At 44.8% G+C, this 357-nt stretch carries 1 pseudogene; it reads left to right on the top strand.

The window, feature by feature from the left end:
- Nucleotides 1-357, top strand: a pseudogene (locus D6855_RS16620) (RNA-guided endonuclease InsQ/TnpB family protein); the annotation flags it as partial.

The raw sequence follows: 357 nt of genomic DNA, 5'->3' as shown, positions 1-357 counted from the left end.
GGGATATATGTCACAGGGATCATTCAAGACAGCTGTCCTGACTAATCAGATATGCAGGATCAAGGATGGGTATCTAAGGTTTCCGGGTACAAAGGATAAGCTGTCTCTTGGCCAGCTCCCTGAAGAAGTATGCCTTAGGGAAGTGCGTATAAAGCCCTGTAGAAACAGCTTTGTTCTGGATGTAGTCCTATCTGTTCCTGATATGGGGATAATACCAATTTCTGATAAAGATATCCTCGCTGACCTGTCAGATGTAGTGGATCTGAAAGATTTGAGGGTGATGGCCATAGATCCCGGAACAGACAACATAGCTGCTGTAGCAAACACTTTTGGTGCAAGGCCATTTGTGATAAAGGG

It is taken from the genome of Butyrivibrio sp. CB08 (genome assembly GCF_003625485.1).
Taxonomy (GTDB): Bacteria; Bacillota; Clostridia; order Lachnospirales; family Lachnospiraceae; genus Butyrivibrio.
This window is presented reverse-complemented; position numbering and strand designations above follow the sequence as displayed.